Origin of the sequence: Phaeobacter sp. B1627, assembly GCF_006265095.1 — a bacterium.
In the GTDB taxonomy this organism is placed as follows: Bacteria; Pseudomonadota; Alphaproteobacteria; order Rhodobacterales; family Rhodobacteraceae; genus Epibacterium.
Genome location: NZ_VCNK01000009.1, coordinates 75,940 through 96,473 on the forward strand (window position 1 = coordinate 75,940; position 20,534 = coordinate 96,473).

General features: G+C 58.9%; 17 protein-coding genes. 12 read left to right on the forward strand and 5 right to left on the reverse strand.

The window, feature by feature from the left end; genetic code table 11:
- Positions 1 to 23: 23 nt before the first annotated feature.
- The 8 genes from pip to infB all read left to right on the forward strand — a co-directional run bounded on the left by pip (position 24) and on the right by infB (position 8,915).
- A complete protein-coding gene (gene pip, locus FGE21_RS06320) occupies positions 24 to 1,004 on the forward strand; it encodes a prolyl aminopeptidase (RefSeq protein ID WP_139662453.1) in 981 nt (326 codons plus the stop codon).
- On the forward strand, positions 1,001 to 1,861 hold the full coding sequence (locus tag FGE21_RS06325; RefSeq protein WP_139662454.1) for an ABC transporter substrate-binding protein: 861 nt from the start codon (positions 1,001 to 1,003) through the stop codon (positions 1,859 to 1,861). Before pip ends, FGE21_RS06325 begins: the two co-directional genes overlap by 4 nt.
- 291 nt (positions 1,862 to 2,152) lie before the next feature.
- Entirely contained in the window at positions 2,153 to 2,626 is a 474-nt protein-coding gene (locus FGE21_RS06330; RefSeq protein ID WP_255731387.1) for an RNA polymerase sigma factor, read from the forward strand.
- Positions 2,623 to 3,375, forward strand: a complete 753-nt coding sequence (locus FGE21_RS06335) for an anti-sigma factor (RefSeq protein WP_139662456.1) — start codon at positions 2,623 to 2,625, stop codon at positions 3,373 to 3,375. Before FGE21_RS06330 ends, FGE21_RS06335 begins: the two co-directional genes overlap by 4 nt.
- Before the next feature lie 145 nt (positions 3,376 to 3,520).
- Positions 3,521 to 4,132, forward strand: a complete 612-nt coding sequence (gene rimP, locus FGE21_RS06340; protein WP_139662457.1) for a ribosome maturation factor RimP — start codon at positions 3,521 to 3,523, stop codon at positions 4,130 to 4,132.
- On the forward strand, positions 4,132 to 5,748 hold the full coding sequence (nusA, locus tag FGE21_RS06345; RefSeq protein ID WP_139662458.1) for a transcription termination factor NusA: 1,617 nt from the start codon (positions 4,132 to 4,134) through the stop codon (positions 5,746 to 5,748). Before rimP ends, nusA begins: the two co-directional genes overlap by 1 nt.
- Before the next feature lie 27 nt (positions 5,749 to 5,775).
- Positions 5,776 to 6,393 (forward strand): RNA-binding protein, encoded by a 618-nt coding sequence (locus FGE21_RS06350; RefSeq protein ID WP_139662459.1) that lies wholly within the window; start codon positions 5,776 to 5,778, stop codon positions 6,391 to 6,393.
- A gap of 8 nt (positions 6,394 to 6,401) precedes the next feature.
- Positions 6,402 to 8,915, forward strand: a complete 2,514-nt coding sequence (infB, locus tag FGE21_RS06355; RefSeq protein ID WP_139662460.1) for a translation initiation factor IF-2 — start codon at positions 6,402 to 6,404, stop codon at positions 8,913 to 8,915.
- A gap of 175 nt (positions 8,916 to 9,090) precedes the next feature.
- On the opposite strand, the gene mutT is transcribed toward infB, so the two are convergent.
- Genes mutT through FGE21_RS06370 form a run of 3 tightly spaced genes read right to left on the reverse strand, consistent with a single transcriptional unit; the run spans position 9,091 to position 11,606 of the window.
- Positions 9,091 to 9,483, reverse strand: a complete 393-nt coding sequence (mutT, locus tag FGE21_RS06360) for an 8-oxo-dGTP diphosphatase MutT (RefSeq protein WP_139662506.1) — start codon at positions 9,481 to 9,483, stop codon at positions 9,091 to 9,093.
- A 14-nt stretch (positions 9,484 to 9,497) separates the two neighbouring features.
- Positions 9,498 to 10,724, reverse strand: coding sequence for a bifunctional glutamate N-acetyltransferase/amino-acid acetyltransferase ArgJ (gene argJ, locus FGE21_RS06365; protein WP_139662461.1), 1,227 nt, complete (start codon positions 10,722 to 10,724; stop codon positions 9,498 to 9,500).
- A gap of 30 nt (positions 10,725 to 10,754) precedes the next feature.
- On the reverse strand, positions 10,755 to 11,606 hold the full coding sequence (locus FGE21_RS06370; protein ID WP_139662462.1) for a peptidylprolyl isomerase: 852 nt from the start codon (positions 11,604 to 11,606) through the stop codon (positions 10,755 to 10,757).
- A gap of 177 nt (positions 11,607 to 11,783) precedes the next feature.
- On the opposite strand from FGE21_RS06370, the gene secA reads away from it, so the two are divergent.
- From secA to FGE21_RS06385, 3 genes are all read left to right on the forward strand, one after another.
- Positions 11,784 to 14,477 carry a preprotein translocase subunit SecA gene (gene secA, locus FGE21_RS06375; RefSeq protein WP_139662463.1) on the forward strand — a complete coding sequence of 898 codons (2,694 nt, stop codon included), beginning with the start codon at positions 11,784 to 11,786 and terminating at the stop codon, positions 14,475 to 14,477.
- Between the two features lie 125 nt (positions 14,478 to 14,602).
- Entirely contained in the window at positions 14,603 to 15,502 is a 900-nt protein-coding gene (locus tag FGE21_RS06380; RefSeq protein WP_139662464.1) for a hypothetical protein, read from the forward strand.
- Positions 15,503 to 15,526: 24 nt separating this feature from the next.
- Positions 15,527 to 17,080 carry a phosphate ABC transporter substrate-binding/OmpA family protein gene (locus tag FGE21_RS06385; protein WP_139662465.1) on the forward strand — a complete coding sequence of 518 codons (1,554 nt, stop codon included), beginning with the start codon at positions 15,527 to 15,529 and terminating at the stop codon, positions 17,078 to 17,080.
- A gap of 89 nt (positions 17,081 to 17,169) precedes the next feature.
- On the opposite strand, the gene FGE21_RS06390 is transcribed toward FGE21_RS06385, so the two are convergent.
- Both FGE21_RS06390 and FGE21_RS06395 read right to left on the reverse strand, forming a co-directional pair.
- Positions 17,170 to 18,228: an ABC transporter ATP-binding protein gene (locus FGE21_RS06390; RefSeq protein ID WP_139662466.1), complete on the reverse strand. Its 1,059-nt coding sequence runs from the start codon at positions 18,226 to 18,228 to the stop codon at positions 17,170 to 17,172.
- 53 nt (positions 18,229 to 18,281) lie between these two features.
- Positions 18,282 to 19,073 (reverse strand): IclR family transcriptional regulator, encoded by a 792-nt coding sequence (locus FGE21_RS06395; RefSeq protein WP_139662467.1) that lies wholly within the window; start codon positions 19,071 to 19,073, stop codon positions 18,282 to 18,284.
- A 141-nt stretch (positions 19,074 to 19,214) separates the two neighbouring features.
- On the opposite strand from FGE21_RS06395, the gene FGE21_RS06400 reads away from it, so the two are divergent.
- Complete coding sequence (locus tag FGE21_RS06400) at positions 19,215 to 20,468, forward strand: ABC transporter substrate-binding protein (protein WP_139662468.1); 1,254 nt, start codon at positions 19,215 to 19,217, stop codon at positions 20,466 to 20,468.
- Positions 20,469 to 20,534: the final 66 nt, after the last annotated feature.

The window sequence follows — 20,534 nt, forward strand, 5'->3', positions numbered from 1 at the left end:
TCTAGTGTTTAGTTAGGTCAGTAATGGACAAATACCCGGATCAAAAGCGCGCTGTGCAGTTTCTCTATTCGCCGATTGAGCCGTTCGATCAGCGAATGTTGGACGTGGGGCAAGGTCATCGGATCTATGTAGAACAATGTGGCAATCCGAATGGGGTGCCTGTGATCGTCTGCCATGGCGGCCCGGGTGGCGGTACCAGCCCGGCCATGCGGCGGTATTTTGATCCGAAGGTCTATCGTATCATTCTGTTCGATCAGCGCGGCTGCGGTCGGTCACGCCCGCATGCATCCTGTGATGACAACACCACCTGGCATCTGGTTGCGGATATGGAAATGATCCGCGAACTGCTTGAGATAGACGCCTGGATGCTTTTCGGAGGCAGCTGGGGGGCGACGCTTGCATTGATATATGCCCAAACCCATCCGGATCGGGTGACCCATTTGATTCTGCGGGGCGTGTTCCTGATGACCCAGGCGGAATTGGATTGGTTCTACGGTGGGGGGGCTGGCAAATTCTGGCCCGAAACCTGGGCCAAATTTACCGCGCTGGTGCCGGAAAGCGAACATGGTGATTTGATCGCCGCCTATCATAAGCGCCTGTTTTCCGGAAATCGCGAAGAGGAAGTCCGCTTTGGCCGGGCCTGGTCCGCGTGGGAAAACGCACTGGCATCGGTCTATTCCAACGGTGTTTCGGGTGAGAGCCCCGGAGATTACGCCCGTGCTTTCGCGCGACTTGAAAACCACTATTTCACCAATGCGGGCTTCCTTCATATGGATGGTCAGATCCGTGCGAACATGGGGCTGATTGCGCATATTCCGGGCATCATCGTGCAGGGCCGTTTTGACATGATCTGCCCTCCGCAGTCTGCCTACAGTATCCACGAATGCTGGCCGAATTCAGATCTGGTCATGGTGCGAAATGCTGGGCATGCCTTGTCGGAGCCGGGCATTAGCGCCGCTTTGGTCAAGGCAATGGATCAGCTGGCGGAGGATTTTTCCGAATGAGCCGTCTGGATCGCCGTGCTCTGTTCTCGACGGGTGCCGCGGCCGCATTGCTGGCGGCGACCGGGGCCTCCCTCTCCAATCGGCCCAGACGTGGCGGTACGCTGCGTTTTGCCGTACCGCGCGATGGCGGCGACCTCCTTGGACGGATGGCACGGAGCGCTGTCTATGATCAGTTGACCGAAGTGGCACCAGACGGCGTATTGCGCGGCGAGTTGGCGACAGGCTGGCGCAGTGATGACACGGCGCGCGAGTGGCATGTGGAGTTGCAGCCCGGTGTCAAATTCCACGACGGAACCGATATGACGGGCGGGGATGTGGTGGCTTCGCTGGAGGCCCACGCGGGCCTCGGCCGGCTTGGCTGGAACGGTTTGCGGGATATTCGGCAATCTGCTGACGGTGGTGTCACAATCGCGTTGAGCGAAGCTGATCCGCATCTGCCGTACCGGCTCGCGGACGCGAGGCTGGTGATCGCGCCCGGCGGTGCGGTGGATGTCTCTCTGGCCGCGATGTCTGGTACGGGGTTGTATCAGATGGAGCGCGCGCAGGATGAACGCCATTTTCGTGCACGCCGCCTGGGGCAGCATTACAAGGATGGCCTCGCGGGATGGTTTGATGCGCTTGAATTCATTGTCATACCGGATGCAGGCGTTCGGGCAGAGGCGCTGCGCGATGGCTATGTCGACATCGCGGCTCTTCCACGGTCGGAGGATCTGTTGAACCGTGGCGGGTTTTTCTATCATCCTTCGGCCGAAGATATGATGCTGGCGGCTGCATCGCATGTGGCGAAACCCACGCGTGTGTCCACACGCGCGCCGTTCGATGACCATCGTATCGCCGAACGGTGGTGGATGTCGTAGGCCCGTAACCCGCCGCCAACGCGTTGACAAAACCGCTGCACGCTATGGTGCGGCCCGGATCAGGCAGAGTTCTGACGTAGACTTCCAGCAGGGACGCGTAGTTGCTGGGCACAGAACAGCCGCTGTTGTGCGAATTCAAAAGATTAAGTTGAGCATTGTCCGATCCTGCTCTTAATGTTAGCGCCGGGTTGTCTTTGATTTGACTGATTTGATTGCACCGCAGGAGTAGGCACTATTCTTGGTCTTTGGAAAAAATCGTCCCTGGATGAAATCCGGGATGGCATTGCACCGATCTACCCCCGGCTTTGGCGGTATTGTCTGGCGCAGACGGGCAAGCGTGATCGCGCGGATGATCTGGCGCAAAAGACCTGCCTGCGGGCATTGGAAAAGCACGAGAGCTATCAGGTTGGCACCCATTTGGACCGTTGGCTGTTTCGGATGGCCCATCGGCTGTGGTTGAATGAGATTCGCGCAACCGCAGTTCGCACCGGTGGCGGGCTTGTTGCGCTCGAAGAAACGGAGATCCCTGATTCTTCGGTCACTGCGGAGGAGAATATTTTCCTGTCTGAAGTGTTCACTAAGATAGGAGCGCTTCCGGAAGGGCAGCGTGTTGTTGTACTTCTGGCCTATGTAGAAGGCTTCACATATCAGGAGACGGCTGACACACTCGGTATTCCGATTGGCACGGTCATGAGCCGTTTGGCCAGCGCACGGAAGAAAGTCGCAGGAGCATTATCTGCTTCTGCGGTGGAGGCTGGAGTATGACGAAGGCAAGCGTAAGAATTTCGGATGAGGATCTGACCGCCTATCTTGATGGCGAGGCCGATGAGCAGCTGAGCCGGGGCATTGATCGTGCGCTGGAAACAGATCCGGATCTGCAGAACCGCATGGAGGCATTGATGCTTCCGATAGACGCGCTGCAAGAGGCATTCGCGGTCGATCGTTTGGGCGCTCCCGAGCCGCCTGTGCTGGATCAATACGCTCCCCAATCACGGCAAAGCGGCGCTCCTTTGCGGCTTGTGGCCTCGGTGGTTCTGGCCTTTGGCATCGGGATATCAGGGGGTTACCTGCTGCAACCGAAACAGGCTGCTCCGGGTTGGATCGATGTGGTTGCCAGCTATCAATCGCTCTATATGACGGAAACCGTCGAGCAGACCACCCAGGCTCCAGAGATGGCACAAGCCGCGCTTGAGCAGTTCCACTCCCGCAGTGGCGTTGCACTGGCCTCCGTCACGGCGGTGGAGGGGCTGGATTTTCACCGTGCGCAAGTGTTGGGCTTCAATAACAAGCCGCTCATGCAGATGGCCTATCTTGGCGAGGATGGCACGCCCTACGCGCTCTGTGTGATCACGACCGCCAATGCCGACAGCGCCCTCACGGATCGCATGGCGCAGGGGCTCGCTGCTACATCCTGGACATCAGATGGTGTCGGCTATCTGGTTATCGGAGGTCAGGATCCCTCCCGCACGCGGGGGTTTGCAGAGCAGATGAAAGCGCGCCTCGAACAGGGCTGAACGGTGCTGTTCGAGGTAGGGCTTGCAAAACCGGGTGGGCCCGCGTATATCGACCGACAACAGCGGCGTGTCGGGCTCTGGTCCTGAGGCACCAACGATTGATTTCGACGGGCCGCGGGCCCGTTTTTTTGTGTTTGGAAGTCCGATGACCAATGACCTTATTGCCAAAGCCGCAATTGACCGGCGCCTGGCGGAGATCATCACACCTGTGATCGAAGATCTCGGCTATGAGCTGGTCCGCCTTCGGTTGATGTCTGGCAAGACCACTACGCTGCAGATCATGGCCGACAAGCCCGATGGCGGGATTGAGGTAGATGACTGCGCGAAGATCTCCAATGCAGTGAGCGCCACGTTGGATGTCGAAGACCCAATTCTTGATGCCTATGCGCTGGAGGTCTCCAGCCCGGGTATCGATCGGCCACTGACCCGCCTCAAGGACTTTGACATGTTCGAAGGCTACGAGGCCAAGTTGGAAACGACGGAACTGATAGACGGTCGGCGCCGCTTCAAGGGTGAGCTTGCCGGTGTCGAGGATGATGAGGTTCTGATCAACATTGAGGATCAGGGCGAGCAGCTGACCATCGGCCTGAAATTCGACTGGCTGAGCGACGCCAAGCTGGTTTTGACCGATGATCTCATCAAGGAAATGCTGCGTCAGCGCAAGGCTGCTGGCGTTTTGAACGAAGATGCCTTTGACGACATAGAGACCGAAGGGTCCGCAGAAGGGGCCGCAGGGTCCGAAGAGGAGAATACGTAATGGCTATCACCTCTGCAAACCAGCTGGAGCTGTTGCAAACCGCCGAAGCTGTGGCGCGCGAGAAGATGATCGACCCGGGTCTGGTGGTCGCGGCGATGGAAGAGTCCCTCGCCCGGGCCGCCAAGAGCCGCTACGGCAGCGAGATGGACATTCGTGTGTCTATCGATCGCAAGACCGGCAAAGCGACTTTTACCCGCGTGCGCACCGTGGTGGCCGATGACGAACTGGAGAATTACCAGTCCGAGCTGACGGTCGAGCAGGCGCGGCAGTATCTGGACAACCCTGTTGTCGGCGATGTGTTCTCCGAAGAGGTTCCGCCAGTCGAAATGGGCCGGATTGCAGCCCAGTCGGCCAAGCAGGTGATTCTCCAGAAGGTGCGCGAAGCAGAGCGGGATCGTCAGTACGAGGAATTCAAGGATCGCAACGGCACGATCATCAACGGTCTCGTCAAGCGCGAGGAATACGGCAACGTCATCGTTGACGTTGGCTCCGGCGAGGCAATTCTGCGGCGGAATGAAAAGATCGGCCGCGAGAGCTATCGCCCGAATGACCGCATCCGCTGCTACATCAAGGATGTGCGCCGCGAGCCGCGCGGTCCCCAGATTTTCCTGAGCCGTACCGCTCCGGAATTCATGGCCGAATTGTTCAAGATGGAAGTGCCGGAAATCTATGACGGCATCATCGAGATCAAGGCCGTAGCCCGTGATCCGGGCTCGCGCGCGAAGATCGCCGTCGTTTCCTATGACGGATCCATCGATCCGGTCGGCGCCTGTGTCGGTATGCGGGGCTCCCGAGTTCAGGCCGTCGTCAACGAACTGCAGGGCGAAAAAATCGACATCATTCCGTGGAATGAAGATCAGCCGACCTTCCTTGTCAACGCGCTGCAGCCGGCCGAAGTGTCCAAAGTGGTTCTGGACGAAGAAGCAGGCAAGATCGAAGTCGTGGTGCCGGATGAGCAGCTGTCGCTGGCCATCGGTCGTCGCGGTCAGAACGTACGCCTCGCGTCGCAGTTGACCAATCTCGATATCGACATCATGACCGAAGAAGAAGAGTCGGCCCGGCGCCAGAAGGAATTCGAGGCACGGACAGGGTTGTTCATGGAAACCCTCGATCTCGATGAATTCTTTGCGCAGCTGCTGGTTTCCGAAGGCTTCACCAATCTGGAAGAAGTCGCCTATGTCGAGCTGGATGAGCTGTTGGTGATCGACGGTGTTGACGCAAGCACGGCAGAAGAGCTGCAGGCGCGGGCGCGGGACTATCTGGAGGCGCAGGCAAAAGCGGCGCTCGACAACGCGCGCGAGCTGGGTGCCGAGGATAGCCTCATTGACTTTGACGGGCTGACACCCCAGATGGTTGAGGCGCTGGCCAAGGATGGCGTCAAGACGCTTGACGACTTCGCGACCTGCGCTGACTGGGAGCTGGCCGGTGGCTGGACCACCGTCAACGGTGAGCGGGTGAAAGACGACGGCCTTCTTGAGCCCTTCGACATGAGCCTGGAAGACGCACAAAATCTGGTGATGACGGCCCGCATTATGCTCGGCTGGGTCGATCCGGCTGATCTGGAAACAGATGAAGAAGACCTGGAAACTGAGGTTGAAGAAGACGCGGAAGCCTGATCGGCCTCCCCTCTTCTGGAGATGTAGATGACGCGCGGTGGTGCAGAAAAATCCCGTCTAGACGGGCCGGAACGGAAGTGTATCGCCACCGGCGAAACACTTCCAAAATCCGATCTGATCCGGTTCGTGATGGCACCGGACGGGCAGGTTGTACCGGATATTCTGGGCAAGCTTCCCGGACGTGGGGTGTATGTCACCGCTCGCCGGCCTGCGCTCGAGCAAGCGGTGAAGAAGAAACTCTTTGCCCGCGGGTTCAAGTCACAGGTCACGGTGCCAGAGGGCATCGTGGACGAGGTGGTACGTCAGGTATTGCGGCGCACCATCGAACTGATCAGCCTCGCCCGGAAGTCGGGGGACGCGGTCGGAGGATATGAAAAGGTCAAGGATTGGCTGGCCAAAGAGGAGGCACGGGTTCTGATCCAGGCCTCGGATGGCTCCGGAAGAGGGAAGTCCAAACTGAGCACCCCACATCGGGGGAAATTCGTCGGATGTCTGACTGCCGACGAGCTTGGGATGGCATTTGGGCGCGAAACTGTCATACATGCAGCGCTCGCCTCTGGTGGACTCAGCCAACGTGTTGTAGAGGAAGCCCAGCGATTGCAGGGTTTGCGCGAAAAGGGCGGCAAGGGCCGCACGGAAGGATAAAGAGCTTTATGAGCGATAGTGACGGCAAAAAGACATTGGGTCTGCGTGGTGGTGGGTCTCGGCCTGGGAATGTCAAGCAGAGCTTCAGCCACGGTCGGACCAAGAATGTCGTGGTGGAAACCAAGCGCAAGCGCGTGGTTGTCCCCAAGCCGGGCGCGGGCAAAGGTGGCGCCGGTGGCGTTGCGGCCGGCGACGCTTCGCGACGCCCTGCCGGAATCAGCGATGCCGAAATGGAACGTCGTCTGAAGGCGTTGCAGGCAGCCAAGGCCCGTGAGGCTGACGAGATTGCGCAGCGTGAGGCCGAGGAAAAGGCCCGCACCGAAGAGCGTGAGCGCCGCCGTGCGGAGATTGAGGCCAAGGAGCGTGAACAGCGTGAAGCTGAAGAGCGGGCCCGTCAGAAAGCCGAAGACGAAGAGCGTAAACGCAAGGAACAGGAAGACGCAGCCAAGCGTGCCGCAGCTGAAAAAGCCGCGCCGCAAGCGTCTGAAAAGCCCAACAATGCTCCTGCTGCGGCGCGCCCTGCGGGTGGCCCGGGTGGTGCACCCAAGCCCGGCCTCGCCCCGCGCAAAGCGGAGCGTGAGCGTGAAGAGCGCGGCCGCAGTGCCAAAGGTCGCGATGATGCCGGGCGTCGCTCCGGGAAGCTGACCCTGAGCCAGGCCACTGGTGGTGAAGGCGGACGTCAGCGTTCGGTTGCGTCGATGAAACGTAAACAGGAACGCGCCCGTCAAAAAGCCATGGGTCAGATCGAGCGTGAAAAGGTTATCCGCGACGTGCAGCTGCCGGAGGCGATTGTCGTCTCTGAGCTCGCGAACCGGATGGCGGAGCGCGTCGGTGACGTGGTCAAGTCGCTGATGAATATGGGCATGATGGTCACGCAAAACCAAACCATCGACGCTGACACAGCCGAATTGATCATTGAAGAATTCGGCCACAAGGTCGTCCGCGTTTCCGATTCCGACGTCGAGGATGTCATCAAGGAAATCGAAGACAACGATGACGAATTGCTGCCGCGTCCGCCCGTCATCACCATCATGGGCCACGTTGACCATGGTAAAACCTCGCTTCTGGACGCGATTCGCGATGCGAAGGTTGTCTCCGGCGAGGCAGGCGGCATCACGCAGCACATCGGTGCGTATCAGGTGAAGACCGAAGGTGGCGTCACGCTGTCCTTCCTCGACACACCCGGCCACGCGGCGTTTACATCCATGCGCTCTCGCGGTGCCCAGGTCACGGATATCGTGGTTCTTGTGGTCGCAGCAGACGATTCGGTGATGCCGCAAACGGTAGAGGCGATCAATCACGCCAAAGCGGCTCAGGTTCCGATGATCGTCGCAATCAACAAGATCGACAAACCGGCAGCGGATCCTCAGAAAGTCCGCGCAGAACTCCTGCAGCACGAAGTCGTCGTCGAAGCCATGTCCGGTGAAGTGCAGGACGTTGAGGTCTCTGCCCATACCGGTCAGGGTCTGGATGAGCTGCTCGAAGCGATTGCCCTGCAGTCCGAAATTCTGGAACTGAAGGCAAATCCGAACCGGGCAGCGCAGGGTGCCGTCATCGAGGCGCAGCTCGACGTGGGCCGTGGCCCGGTCGCGACCGTTCTGATCCAGAAGGGTACGTTGCGTCAGGGCGATATCTTTGTTGTCGGCGAGCAATACGGTAAGGTCCGCGCGCTGATCAACGACAAAGGCGAGCGGGTGAAGGAGGCGGGACCATCGGTTCCTGTCGAGGTTCTGGGTCTGAACGGAACCCCCGAGGCGGGCGACGTTCTCAACGTGACCGAGACCGAAGCGCAGGCCCGTGAGATTGCCGAGTACCGCGAACAGGCGGCCAAGGACAAACGTGCCGCGGCCGGGGCTGCGACCACTCTGGAACAGCTGATGCAGAAGGCCAAGGATGACGAAACGGTCTCCGAGCTGCCGATCCTGGTCAAGGCTGACGTGCAGGGCTCTGCCGAGGCGATCGTTCAGGCGATGGAGAAAATCGGCAACAACGAGGTCCGCGTGCGGGTTCTCCATTCCGGTGTCGGTGCCATCACCGAGACGGATATCGGCCTGGCCGAGGCCTCCGGTGCACCCGTCTTCGGCTTTAACGTGCGGGCCAACACATCGGCGCGAAACACAGCTAACCAGAAGGGCGTGGAGATCCGCTATTATTCGGTGATCTACGATCTTGTGGACGATGTGAAGGCGGCCGCATCCGGTCTTCTGTCTGCGGAAATCCGCGAGAACTTCATCGGTTACGCTGAGATCAAAGACGTCTTCAAGGTCTCCAACGTTGGCAAGGTTGCCGGCTGTCTCGTCACCGAAGGGGTGGCCCGCCGCTCTGCCGGGGTCCGCTTGCTGCGCGACAACGTTGTGATCCACGAAGGTACGCTGAAGACCCTCAAGCGCTTCAAGGACGAAGTGTCCGAAGTGCAGTCCGGTCAGGAATGTGGTATGGCGTTCGAGAATTACGATGATATCCGGCCCAAGGATGTGATCGAGATCTTCGAACGTGAGGAAGTCACGCGGTCTCTCGACTGATCCATGCGGTCGACCTAGACACAATTAAAGAACCCCGGCCTGCCTCAGGTCGGGGTTTTCACTTTCTACCGCATTGAAAATATTGCGAAGTTTGACATCTTCTGGGCCTGATACAGGCCGCGCTTTCCGGCCTGTTGCAACGCTTTCGGGACTATCCCCAAGGCAAGAAAGCCGGCTACAGCCAGTCTCGCAGGATCGGGATCAACGGGACATCGGCTGCAGGCATCGGGTAGTCCCGCAGATCCTTTGCTCTCACCCATTTCAGGGTCTGCCCCTCCCGCGCTTGTGGAATTCCCTCCCATTTGCGACAGGCGAACAGGGGCATCAACAGGTGAAAATCGTCATAGCCATGGCTCGCAAAGGTCAATGGCGCCAGGCAACTGGACCAGGTGTTGATCCCAAGCTCTTCCTGCAGTTCCCGGATCAGGGCCGCTTCCGGGGTTTCCCCCGGTTCAACTTTGCCACCGGGAAATTCCCATAGGCCCGCCATGGACTTGCCTTCGGGACGCTGCGCAAGCAGCACACGCCCCTCTACATCAATCAGCGCAACAGCGGAGACCAGAACCATCTTTTGCGAACGGATCACGACCGATAGTCCGCGTTGATGGAAATGTATTGGTGTGTCAGGTCACAGGTCCAGATCGTGGCCTGCCCCTCTGCGAGCCCGAGATCCACCTTGATGATGATCTCGGCCTTTTTCATTTCGGCGCTGCCCAGATTCTCCTGATAGCTTGGCGCGACCCATCCGTTTTCGGCGACACGCACGTTTCCGAATGAAATCGATAAAAGGTCCCGATCCGCGCGGGCGCCGGATTTGCCAATCGCCATCACGATGCGGCCCCAGTTCGGATCTTCGCCGGCGATCGCGGTCTTGACCAATGGCGAGTTGGCAATGGCGAGCCCGTGTACCTTTGCATCTGCATCGCTGGCCGCTCCGGTGACCTGAATTTCCACGAATTTCGTCGCACCCTCTCCGTCGCGTACGACTTGATGCGCGAGATCGAGCATGACGCTGCGCAAAGCCGCTGCAAAACCTGCGTCCCCTGTGGCATCCACCCCAGAGGCCCCCGTCGCACAGACCATCAGGCTGTCAGAGGTCGAGGTGTCGCTGTCGACGGTGATGCAGTTGAAGGAGGTTTCATTCTGCTCTGATACCAGCGTCTGCAGCGCCGCCTGATCATAGATGGCGTCGGTGAAGATATAGACCAGCATCGTCGCCATATCCGGAGCGATCATGCCGGACCCTTTGGCAATACCGGCGATTTGAACAGTCTTGCCGTCGATCTCGACCGACGCGGACGCGCCCTTGGGGAAGGTGTCCGTGGTCATGATGGCTTCGGCTGCCGACCGCATGGCCCCACGGCTGAGGTCGGCATTCAGATCTTCCAGCTTCGCCACAATGCGGTCGTGCGGCAAGGGCTCGCCGATGACCCCGGTCGAGGCGGTGAATACCCGGCTTTGCGGCAGGCCGGTAATCCCGGCGACGGCTGCGGTGATTTCAGCCACCGAAGATTGCCCATAGTGCCCGGTAAAGGCGTTGGAGTTGCCGGAATTGACCAGAATGGCCGCCCCTTGATCCCTTGCGCCGCCGAGCTTGGCCTGACAATCCAATACCGGCGCCGACCGCGTCGCGGAGCGTGTGAAAACACCTGCAACGGATGTGCCGGGCTCCAGGACTGCGAGCATGACGTCGGTTCGGCCCTGATATTTCACCCCTGCGGCGGCAGACGCGAAACGTACCCCGTCGATATCCGGCAGTAGCGGAAACTCAGCAGGGGCGAGCGGAGAGCGGGGCAAGGATTTTGCCATATCTGTATTCCTGAAACAAAGGGCAGGGGATTAGTTGGTGATCAGGCTCAAGTCACGCAGGACCGAGGGATCAAGCTCTTCCAGCCCGGGACGTTCGATTGCCGATCCGGCCGTGAGCTGGCTGACCCGGTCTTCTACCGCCTGCCGTGCAAGCTCCTGCGCGATCTCTTCGCGGACGTCGTCATAGTCAGGAGCTTCGAGTTTGCGACGCTCAATCAGTTTGATGACATGCCAGCCGAACTGGGTTTTCACCGGTGCGGAAATATCCCCGGCCCGCATTTCCAACACGGCCGCCTCGAATTCCGGGACCATGCGACCGTTGGTGAACCAGCCCAGAGATCCCCCGTTCGGGCCGGACGGGCCGGTGGAGGATTCCTTGGCCAGGGCGGCAAAGTCAGCCCCCTCGTCGAGCAGTTCCTTGATGTCGATGGCCTCTTCCTCTGTGTCCACCAGAATATGTGAGGCGTTAAATTCGTCGCCCCCGTCGCCTGTGGAATAGCGCGCGTCATAGGCGGCCCGGATTGCGTCCTCATTCTGTGCGCGCTCCATGATGGACTGGATCACTTCGGATGCGAGCAGGGAGCGGGTTTCATTTTCAACGGTCAGGCGCACATGCTCGGGCATTTCGCCATGCAGCTGCTGTTTCAGGGCCGTTTGTTGAATCAGCTGATCCAGCAGGGCGTTGAACAATACGTCATCCGGCAGGCTTTGATACTGGGCCGGCAGCTTTGTGCGGGCCACGATCATGTGCCCTATCGTGATCTCTTCGCCATTCACCCGTGCTACAACACTTTTTGCATGTTGTTCCGCAACCGCGGGAACAGAGAGGCTGACAGCGGCAGCGACTACGACGCCCTTCAAAAAAGTGAGACCTTTGGGCATGGAAACCATCCTATCTTGATGCCACGAGGGGTCGCGGCGTTGACACTCATTTTCCCGCCCCTTACATCCCGGTGAGGCCTGCGGCAGGACCGTCTTTCCACCTTTGTTTATGGGTTGCGAACACGGCGGGCAAGCCTGCCTGACACATAGGTCGTGAACTAGACTCTTGGAGCGCACATGCTGGGTATCGGAACTCTCGCCAAAAAGGTCTTCGGCACACCGAATGACCGCAAAATCAAGGCGACGCGGCCGTTGATTGCACAGATCAACGCCTTGGAGCCTGAGTTCGAGGCGCTGAGCGATGACGGGCTGAAGGGTAAAACCGAGGAGTTCCGCAAACGCGCGCTGGGTGGCGAGAGCCTTGACGACCTGTTGCCCGAAGCTTTTGCCAACGTGCGTGAAGCGGCCCGGCGGGCATTGGGTCTGCGGGCATTTGATACGCAGCTCATGGGGGGCACTTTCCTGCATCAGGGAAATATCTCCGAGATGAAGACCGGCGAAGGCAAGACGCTCGTTGCGACTTTCCCGGCCTATCTGAACGCTTTGACGGGCAAGGGCGTGCATGTGGTGACCGTCAATGAATACCTCGCCAAACGCGACAGCGAATGGATGAGCAAGGTATTTGACGCGCTCGGCATGACCACCGGTGTGATCTATTCCAACCAACCCGAGGCGGAAAAAATGGCCGCCTATGGGTGCGATGTCACCTACACCACCAATAATGAACTGGGCTTTGACTACCTGCGGGACAATATGAAGCCCTCGCTGGATCAGGTTTTCCAGAAGCATCACAACTTTGCGATTGTCGACGAGGTGGATTCGATCCTGATCGACGAAGCCCGGACGCCGCTGATTATCTCGGGCCCGGCCGAGGATCGCTCCGAGCTGTATGAAACCATCGACAAGCTGATTCCGACGCTGGACGAAGCCCATTTCGAGGTGGACGAAAAAACCCGCGGTGTGACCTTCACCGAAGACGGCAACGAGTTCCTAGAACATTCGTTGCAGACCGCGGGCCTGCTGGACGAGGGCGCGAGCCTTTATGATCCCGAAAGCACCACGGTGGTGCATCACGTCAATCAGGCCCTGCGCGCGCACAAGCTGTTCCAGCGGGACAAGGACTACATTGTTCGTGATGGGAATATTGTTCTGATCGACGAATTTACCGGCCGGATGATGCCGGGGCGTCGTCTGTCCGACGGGCTGCACCAGGCGATCGAAGCCAAGGAAGCCGTGAAAATCCAGCCCGAAAACACCACGCTCGCCTCGGTGACGTTCCAGAACTATTTCCGTCTCTACGACAAACTGTCCGGGATGACCGGCACCGCCATGACCGAAGCCGAAGAATTCTCCGAGATCTACGGTCTTGGCGTCGTCGAGGTTCCGACCAACCGGCTGATCGCCCGTGTCGATGAGGACGATCAGGTCTATCGGACCGGTGCTGAAAAATATGCGGCAATGATCGAAGAGACCAAGATCGCACATGAAAAGGGCCAGCCGGTTCTTCTGGGCACAACGTCAATCGAGAAATCCGAGCTGCTGAGCCATCTTTTGCAAAAGGAAGGTATCGAGCACAACGTTCTGAACGCCCGTCACCATGAACAAGAAGCCAAGATCGTCGCGGATGCCGGTCGGTTCGGCGCCGTGACGATTGCCACCAACATGGCCGGTCGCGGGACCGATATTCAGCTTGGCGGCAATGTCGAGCTGAAAGTGATGGAGGTGCTGGAAGCCAATCCCGATGCGGATCCTGTGGTCCTGCGCGCCGAGGAAGAGGCGAAGCACGCCGAAGAGAAACAAAAGGTTCTCGATGCTGGCGGGTTGTATGTGATGGCCTCGGAACGGCACGAAAGCCGCCGGATCGACAACCAGCTGCGCGGGCGTTCCGGGCGTCAGGGTGATCCGGGCCGCACCCGGTTCTACCTGAGCCTCGAAGACGATTTGATGCGGATCTTTGGGTCGGAACGTCTGGATAAACTGCTCTCTGGCCTTGGCATGAAAGAGGGTGAGGCAATTGTGCACCCTTGGGTGAACAAATCCCTGGAACGTGCCCAGGCGAAGGTCGAGGGCCGGAACTTTGATATGCGTAAAAACGTATTGAAGTTCGACGACGTGATGAATGACCAGCGCAAGGTGATTTTCGGCCAGCGCCGCGAGATCATGGCCTCTGCCAACACCAATGAAATCGTGACAGATATGCGTCACGAGGTGGTGGATGATCTTCTTGACCGCTACATGCCGCCAAAAACATATGCGGATCAGTGGGATACAGCAGGTCTTCAGGCGGACGTCAAAGACAAGCTCGGGATCGATGTGCCGGTCGCGGATTGGGCTGCCGAAGAGGGTGTCGATGACGAACAGATCCGCGAGCGCCTGATCGAAGCCTCTGACAAGCTGATGGCCGAAAAGGTCGAAGCCTTTGGTGAAGACGGCATGAGCAACATCGAAAAGCAGGTGTTGCTGCAGGCCATCGATGCCAAATGGCGCGAGCATCTGCTGACGCTGGAACATCTGCGGTCCGTTGTCGGTTTCCGGGGCTATGCTCAACGTGATCCGCTCAACGAATATAAGAACGAGAGCTTCCAGCTATTCGAGACAATGCTCGATTCTCTGCGGGAAACCGTGACCCAGCAACTGTCGCGTGTGCGCCCGTTGAGCGAGGAAGAGCAGCGCGAAATGATGATGCAGATGGCTGCGCGCCAGGGAATACTGCCGAAATCACCGACCGCAGAATCGGAGCCTCCAGCAGAAGCTCCGGCAGAGGGATTCGTCGAGGAGGACCCCTCCACTTGGGGCAACCCCTCCCGGAATGACAAATGCCCCTGCGGGTCCGGCAAGAAATTCAAGCATTGTCACGGCAGGCTGGGATAAGGCGCGGGCAAACCTCCGGAACCCTCTTACTTTAGGCAAAGGCCGTTTTCTCTACCGGCCATTGCCACAGTCTGGCCGTCTTCTGCTGACACCTTTCCTTAACCTTTTGAGGTGAGGAGGCTGGAATGGGTATACGAGTGACGGCTCTTACTGTGGCAGCGACGGTTGTCTGCGCGTTGGGCACAGGTTTGTTCATGCAAAAGCGGGCTGAACTTCAGCGATCCGCCGATCCCTATCTGCCGGGCGAGTCGGGCGCCGCTGATACCGCAGAGCTGGTTCTGCAGGATGTGGCCTTCACGTCGGTGGGCGGGTCCTCATTTGCGCCTTCTGAGCCAGATCGTCAGCCTGGAAGGACCACTCCGACCTGCCCGATGGAAATGAACCTGACCGCCCTTCCTGGTGCGCTGGTGCAGGTGGAGATCAATGCACCTTGTCGCGCCGGGGAACGGTTTGGCCTCCATCACGCGGGGATGATCATCACCGAAGGGCTGGATCTCGCGGGCCACTTCACGGGGGCTGTTCCCGCGCTGACCGAATATGCGGTTATCATTGCGGATTTTGTATCGGGCTCTGATCTGCAGTCCGCAATCCACGTCGACGAATTGCGCGCCATTGACCGGGTTGCGCTTCAATGGCAGGGCGGTAGCGGATTGGAGCTGCATGCGCTGGAATTCGGTGCGTTTTATGGGGAACCCGGACATGTCTGGCGCGGGTCCTCCGCCGATGAAGGTGTCGGGCGGGTCCTGTCGATCGGAGATCCTGACCAGGCCATGCCGCAAATGGTTCAGGTCTATTCCCTCCCCACGGATCAAGCCCCGCATCATGAAAGCGGCGTCGCAATTTCGGTGGAGGCCGAGATTACCACGGCCAATTGTGACCGAGCATGGAATGCCCAGCTATTTGAACACCGTGCGGGACGGCTGTCGATCCGTGATCTCATTCTGACGATGCCGGATTGTTCTGCCACAGGTGATTTTCTTGTGTTGAATAATCTTGTGGAAACCCTGAAAATCGCCGCCAACTGATCGGGCAGATTACCAGGATTTCTCATGAGCTGTTTTCGTGCGGCGGTTTGCGCCGCACTCTTTATGTTCGGCGTTTCCGGCCCGGTTGCCGGGCAGGACGTGACGTTGTCTTCTCCCGACGGAGCGATTGAGGTCACCGGCGATTTGCTTGGTTTTGACGGTGAATTCTACCGGGTGGAGACTCAGTTTGGCGAACTGACGGTCGATGGCTCGGGTGTGCGCTGTGAAGGTCCGGGCTGTCCGAGCCTGTCGGACTTCGTGGCCGAGATCACCCTGTCCGGTTCCTCCACGATGGCCGAGGTCCTCTTGCCCGCTTTGATCGAGGGCTTTGCGCTGCGCAACGGCTATCAAACGGCGCGGGAACAATTCCAGCCACGCCAGTTCGAATACACGCTCTCTCGGAACGGTGTGGCGGCGGCTCGGTTCATTTTTTACGTCAGCAATACCGATGAGGGTTTCGCAGATCTGTTGGCAAATCAGGCCGATATCGTGATGGCGCTCCGCGAAATCCGGGATGCGGAACGTATTCTTGCCAGAGAGGCAGGCATGGGGGATATGTCCGTCGCCAATCGCGGGCGGGTTCTGGCGTTGGATGCGATTGTGCCTATTGTCGCGCCGACCAACCCGGTTGCGCGGATCTCATTGCCCCAGCTTGCGGGAATTTACGCCGGTGAAATCACCAATTGGTCGGAGCTGGGCGGCCCCAATGCCCCAATTGCCGTTCATCTCCTTGTCGAGGGCGCCGGCCTGACGCAGGCGGTCGAGGACAAGCTGCTGCGGCCGGCAAAGCTGAGCCTCGCGGAGGGTATTCGCCGGCATGATCGGGGTAGTCGTCTGGTGCGGACTGTGGCAACTGACCCATTTGCCATCGGCATCGCGAGTTTCGCAGAGACCGGAACGGCGCGGATGCTGACATTGACGGGCGAATGCGGCTTTTCCCTCAGCGCCGGTCGCCGGATGATCAAAACCGAGGACTATCCGCTGACCTCGCCGATGTTTCTGTATCTGCCTGCGCGTCGTTTGCCGCGTGTCGCGCGGGATTTTTTGACCTATATCCGGGGACCATCTGCCCAGATCGTGATCCGCCGCGCAGGATTTGTGGATCAGGCGGCGGAACGCATTCCCGTTGCCATCCAGGGCGAAAGGCTCGCCAACGCGATAAAGTCCGCCGGTCAGGACATCTCGTTGGCGGAATTGCAGCGCATGATCCGCGCGCTGGATGGTCTGCAGCGATTGACCCTGTCCTTTCGGTTTGAGCCCGGCTCCTCGCGGCCGGATGCGCAATCGCGCAGCAATATCGAGCTTTTGGCCCGTGCTGTCGAAGCCGGGGTCTATGACGGAAAGCGCCTGGTTTTCGTAGGGTTTTCCGATGGAGAGGGGCCGGCCGAAGTGAACAGGGTGATTGCCCTGAAACGTGCAGAAGCTGTTCGCGCCTCCGTCGAAAAAGCGGCCGAGACGGCGAATTTGGACCGGATCTCAATCGAGACCGAAGCTTTTGGCGAGGCACTCCCCATCGCCTGCGATACCAGCGCCTGGGGGCGGCAGGCCAATCGGCGTGTCGAGGTCTGGGTGCGCTGACGGGCAAAGCACCCAAACTCCTGTCTGCGGATCGCAATTGATCGGCCCCCGACGGCTATCAGACGCCGGAAGCGGGACCTGTCTTCATATCAGCGCAAGCGGGCTTCGTTCTCGGCATCAAAGACAAACACATCCTGATCGGCGAAGTCGAGGCTCACGGTAGCACCTTCCTCCAAAGCATCTTCGCCGCGTGTCTCGACGATAATCTTCGCGCCGTCCGGACAAATCAGGTGATCATAGGCCACCGCACCGAGGCGTTCACGCAACTCCAGCGTGGCGACATCGCCGGGTCCGACCATGATGTTCTGAGGTCGTAGACCCACTATGACCGCTTTCCCCTCCGCAGGCAGCGCGACAGAGGTCTCGATTTCACGGTTGCCAAATGAGGCGATGACGATCTTTCCACCCCGGACGATCCCATCAACAAAATTCATACCCGGCGACCCTATAAAGCCCGCGACAAATCGATTGTCCGGATCATTATAGAGCTCCATCGGTTTGCCGACCTGCTCAACCCGACCGGCGCGCAATACGACGATTTTATCTGCCAGTGTCATCGCCTCGACCTGATCGTGGGTCACATAGATCATGGTGGCGCCGATTTCCTTGTGCAGGCGGGCGATTTCAACCCGCATATCGACGCGCAGCTCAGCATCAAGGTTGGACAGCGGTTCGTCAAAAAGGAACACCTCGGGGCCGCGTACGATGGCGCGGCCGATAGCGACCCGCTGGCGCTGCCCGCCGGACAAGGCCTTGGGCTTTCGTTTCAGATAGTCGTCCAGCTTCAGGATGCGCGAGGCCTCTGCGACCTTTTCCCTGATCTCGGCCTTGGGGTGGCCGTTCATCTTGAGGCCAAACCCCATGTTCTCTTCTACGGTCATATGCGGATAGAGCGCGTAGGATTGGAACACCATAGCCACGCCACGCTCGGCGGCGTCGACCTTGGTCACATCGCGATTGCCGATATGAATGTGGCCGGATGTTGTGTCTTCCAGCCCTGCAACCATGCGCAACAGCGTGGATTTCCCACATCCAGATGGGCCGACGAAAACGCAGAACTCGCCGTCGTCGATCTGCAGGTTCACGTCGTGAATGGTCTGGATATCGCCATATTTCTTGATCGTATTGGTCAGCGTGACGCCGGTCATAGTCGTGATCCTTTTTGCGACGCGAGGCATGGGGCCCGTGGCGTCGGTCCTCCTCAGGTGGGAAATTGCCAGCTTTCGGCAGTTTCCGCGATGTCATTGGCGGTCTTCAACAGCAGCGGCCGGAGGCTCGTCAGGCTCTCCAGGGACTGCCGCCGGGTGGAAGACGTGATTGACAAAGCCCCCATGACCCGTCCCTTGGTGGACAGGATGGGGGCGGCGATGCAGATGATGCCGGGCTCATGTTCTTCGCGGTCAAAGGCCACTCCGTCGGCCCGGATAGACTCCAATTCGTCGCGGAACGCGGTCTCCGTGGCCAGGGTGTGGGGCGTGTGCTGAAAGAAAGCCTGCCGCCGAATGGCATCCTCGCGGGCATCTTGATCCAGATGGGCGATGATCGCCTTGCCAACGCCGGTGCAATATCCGGGGCCGACCTTGCCCGCCTGGCTGAACATTTCAATCGGTGTGCGCGCGTTGCGTTTATCGACATAGAGCACCTGCCCCTGATCCAGCTGCGCGAGGTGAATGGTCTCTCCGACTGACGTGGAGAGCGCATCAAGGTGAGGACGCGCGATCGGCGCCAGAGAGCTTTGCCGCCACGCGGTATGGGCAAGCCGAACGAGGCGCAGGCCGGGCGCATATGTCTGCTGCAGATCGTCAAAACACAGCATCCCCTGATTCGTCAGGGTCTGCAGCAGGCGGTAGAGGGTCGCTTTTGGGTGGCTCGAATCCGCCAGCAGTTCCGCAAAGCGAACCGGGCGGCCGTATTCGGCGACCCGATCGAGAATCTCCAATGCTTTTCCGACAGTTCCGTCATTGCTGCGCTGCGGCGCATCGGGCGTTGCCATAGTCATCCTCCCTTACGTCTGTTCATCCTTGGGCGAACAGACTGTTGACATTCATAGCCGCTATCCTTCATGGTTTCAATAGTTGGAAACTGGTTTCATTATTTGGAACTCAAGACCGGCGAACAATTATGGGAGGATACCATGAACTTGCTGAAAGGAACGACCGCGGGGCTTTCGATGGCCATCGGTCTGGCTGCGTCTGTGCAGGCGTCTGAGCTGAGCGGAACGCTCAAGATTTTCTCGGATATGTCGAACCCTGCACCGCGCGCGGTTATTGAAAAACTGGCTGAAGATTTCGATGCGCTTCACCCGGATCTCACGGTTGAGCTGACCGTGATCGATCGTGAGGCCTATAAAACGCAAATCCGCAACTTTCTGACCGCGAATGCACCGGATGTCGCGAACTGGTATGCGGCCAACCGCATGCGCCCCTATGTTTCTGCGGGCCTGTTCGAAGATGTATCCGATCTGTGGGCCGAGCCCGAAATTGCTGAAAATCTTGCGTCCACCAAAGGGGCGATGACGCTGGACGGAAAACAATGGGGCGTTCCCTATACCTACTATCAGTGGGGCGTTTACTATCGCGAGGACATCTACAAGGAACTGGGCCTCGAAGAGCCGAAAGATTGGGATACCTTCAAGTCCAACTGCCAGAAGATCCTCGATTCCGGCAAGAAGTGCTTCACCATCGGGTCCAAGTTCCTGTGGACTGCGGGCGGGTGGTTTGACTACCTGAACATGCGCACGAACGGCTATGATTTCCATATGGCGCTGACGAATGGCGAAGTGGAATGGACGGACGACCGCGTCAAGGCCACCTTTGCCAACTGGCGCGAGCTCATCGATATGGGCGCTTTCATCGACAACCATCAATCCTACAGCTGGCAGGAAGCCTTGCCCTTCATGGTCAACGGCGAGGCTGCGGCCTATCTTATGGGCAATTTCGCCGTAGCGCCCCTGCGTGAGGCTGGCCTGAGTGTCGATCAGTTGGATTTCTACCAGTTTCCGATGATCAACCCGGAGGTTGAACTGGCGGAAGATGCTCCGACCGACACATTCCATATTCCGTCGGGTGCCCAGAACAAGGAAGCCGCACGGGAATTCCTGCGCTATGTCGTGTCGGCGGATGTCCAGACCGACATCAACAGCGGTGCAAAGCTGGGTCAGCTTCCGGTCAACGCCTCCTCCTCTGTGGATGACGATGAAATGCTGAACCAGGGTTTCGAGATGCTGTCCTCGAACAGCAAGGGCGGCATTGCGCAGTTCTTCGACCGGGATGCTGCGGCTGAGATGGCGTCGGCCGCGATGGAAGGTTTTCAGGAATTCATGGTCTTTCCGGACAATCTGGATGACATCCTGGACCGTCTCGAGAAAACACGTCAGCGGATCTACTGAGAACTGACAGTCACACGGGCGCAGGCATGCCCCGCCCGTGTGCATCTTTTGCTGCGCTATACTTCT